This is a genomic window from Paraburkholderia lacunae (assembly GCF_003353175.1).
Lineage (GTDB): Bacteria > Pseudomonadota > Gammaproteobacteria > Burkholderiales > Burkholderiaceae > Paraburkholderia > Paraburkholderia lacunae.
Genome location: NZ_QHKS01000081.1, coordinates 1 through 2,422 on the forward strand (window position 1 = coordinate 1; position 2,422 = coordinate 2,422).

Sequence of the window (2,422 nt, forward strand, 5' to 3'; positions counted from 1 at the left end):
GGCTTCTTCCGCAAGCTGATGCCGGGCGCGCCGGGCTCGGGCGTCGTGCATCCGAACGGCATGCGGTTCCAGGCCTTCGACGAGAACGGCCAGTTGCTGGTGGAGAAAGAGTATTACTCGATTGGCGGCGGCTTCGTCGTCAATCGCGAAGGCGACCGCGTGAACGGCCTGCGCGCCGGCGCGGACGTGCCGTATCCGTTTCGCACCGGCGACGACCTGATGCGCATTTGCCGGGAAACCGGTCTGTCGATCGCGCAGATCACGCTGCGCAACGAATGCGCTTCGCGGCCCGAACAGGAAGTGCGCGACGGGCTGCTCGCGATCTGGCGTGTGATGTCGGCCTGTGTCGAGCGCGGCTGCAAGGTGCGCGGCGAACTGCCGGGGCCGATGCACGTGAAGCGCCGCGCCGCCGACCTGTGCGCGCAATTGCGTTCGCATTCGGAAGAATCGCTGCGCGATCCGCTGTCGATGCTCGACTGGGTCAACCTGTATGCCATGGCCGTCAACGAAGAAAACGCGGCGGGCGGGCGTGTCGTCACCGCGCCGACCAACGGTGCGGCCGGCGTGATCCCCGCGGTTCTGCATTACTACGTGAAGTTCATGCACGCATCGAACGACGACGGCATCGTCACCTTCCTGCTGACCGCTGCGGCGATCGGCATCATCTACAAGGAGACCGCGTCGATCTCGGGCGCCGAAGTGGGCTGCCAGGGCGAGGTGGGCGTCGCGTGCTCGATGGCCGCGGCGGCACTCGCGGCAGTCATGGGCGGCACGCCGACCCAGGTCGAGAACGCCGCCGAAATCGGCATGGAACACAACCTCGGCATGACGTGCGACCCGGTCGGCGGACTCGTGCAGATTCCCTGCATCGAGCGCAATGCGATGGGCGCGATCAAGGCGCTGAACGCCGCGCGCATGGCGATGAAGGGCGACGGGCAGCACTACGTGTCGCTCGACAACGTGATCAAGACGATGCGCGAAACCGGCGCGGACATGAAGACCAAATACAAGGAAACGTCGCGCGGCGGCCTCGCCGTGAACGTCATCGAATGCTGAAGAGCTACGCAGCAAAGTACCAGGACAGTACCAACAAGGACCCAAGATGAGCCGCTATTCGATATTCAGCCTGTTGCGCAACGGGATGTCGTATCACGAGAACTGGGAGCGCCAGTGGAAGAGCCCGGAGCCCAAGCGTGAATACGACGTCGTGATCGTCGGCGGCGGCGGGCACGGTCTGGCCACCGCCTATTACCTCGCGAAGGAGCACGGCGTGCGCAATATCGCCGTGCTGGAGAAAGGCTGGATCGGCGGCGGCAATACCGCGCGCAACACGACCATCGTGCGCTCGAACTATCTGTGGGACGAATCGGCCGCGCTCTACGAAAAGGCGATGAAGCTGTGGGAAGGGCTGTCGCAGGACCTCAACTACAACGTGATGTTCAGCCAGCGCGGCGTGATGAACCTCGCGCACACGCTGCAGGACGTGCGCGATACGGAGCGGCGCGTGAATGCGAACCGGCTGAACGGCGTCGATGCCGAATTTCTCACGCCGGAACAGATCAAGGAAATCGAGCCGACCATCAATCTGAACAGCCGCTATCCGGTGCTCGGCGCGTCGATTCAGCGCCGTGGCGGCGTGGCGCGGCACGACGCGGTGGCGTGGGGTTTTGCGCGCGGCGCGGATCAGCATGGCGTGGACATCGTCCAGAACTGCCAGGTCACCGGGATTCGCCGCGACGGCAGCCAGGTGACCGGTGTGGACACCACGAAGGGATTCATCAAGGCGAAGAAGGTGGCGATCGTGGCCGCGGGCAATACGTCGACGCTCGCCGACATGGCGGGTATCCGCTTGCCTCTGGAGAGCCATCCGTTGCAGGCGCTGGTGTCCGAGCCGATCAAGCCGGTCGTCAACACGGTGGTGATGTCGAACGCGGTGCACGCGTACATCAGCCAGTCCGACAAGGGCGATCTGGTGATCGGCGCGGGCGTCGATCAGTACACGGGCTTCGGTCAGCGCGGCAGTTTTCATATCATCGAAGGCACGCTCGAAGCGATTGTCGAAATGTTCCCGGTGTTCTCGCGCGTGCGGATGAATCGCCAGTGGGGCGGCATTGTGGACGTGTCGCCGGATGCGTGCCCGATCATCAGCAAGACTGACGTGAAGGGGCTTTATTTCAATTGCGGCTGGGGCACGGGCGGTTTCAAGGCGACGCCCGGGTCGGGCTGGGCCTATGCGCACACGATCGCGAGGGACGAGCCGCATCCGCTGAACGCGCCGTTCTCGCTGGACCGTTTCTATACCGGTCACCTGATCGACGAACACGGCGCTGCCGCTGTCGCCCACTAATCGCACACGAGGAGAAAGGAACATGTTGCTGATCGAATGCCCGTGGTGCGGGCCACGCGCCGAAACCGAATTTTC

2 protein-coding genes are annotated in these 2,422 nt (G+C 64.0%); both read left to right on the plus strand.

Features of this window, described 5'->3' with window-relative positions:
- A partial coding sequence (locus DLM46_RS38780) for an L-serine ammonia-lyase (RefSeq protein ID WP_115110368.1) occupies positions 1 to 1,056 on the plus strand: 1,056 nt, incomplete at its 5' end.
- A 46-nt stretch (positions 1,057 to 1,102) separates the two neighbouring features.
- Positions 1,103 to 2,347: a sarcosine oxidase subunit beta family protein gene (locus DLM46_RS38785; RefSeq protein ID WP_115110371.1), complete on the plus strand. Its 1,245-nt coding sequence runs from the start codon at positions 1,103 to 1,105 to the stop codon at positions 2,345 to 2,347.
- The last annotated feature ends 75 nt before the right edge of the window (positions 2,348 to 2,422 follow it).

Bases quoted from the DNA above. Each gene is read 5' to 3' on its own strand.
- DLM46_RS38785 (WP_115110371.1), top strand. From the start codon at position 1,103: ATGAGCCGCTATTCGATATTCAGCCTGTTGCGCAACGGGATGTCGTAT.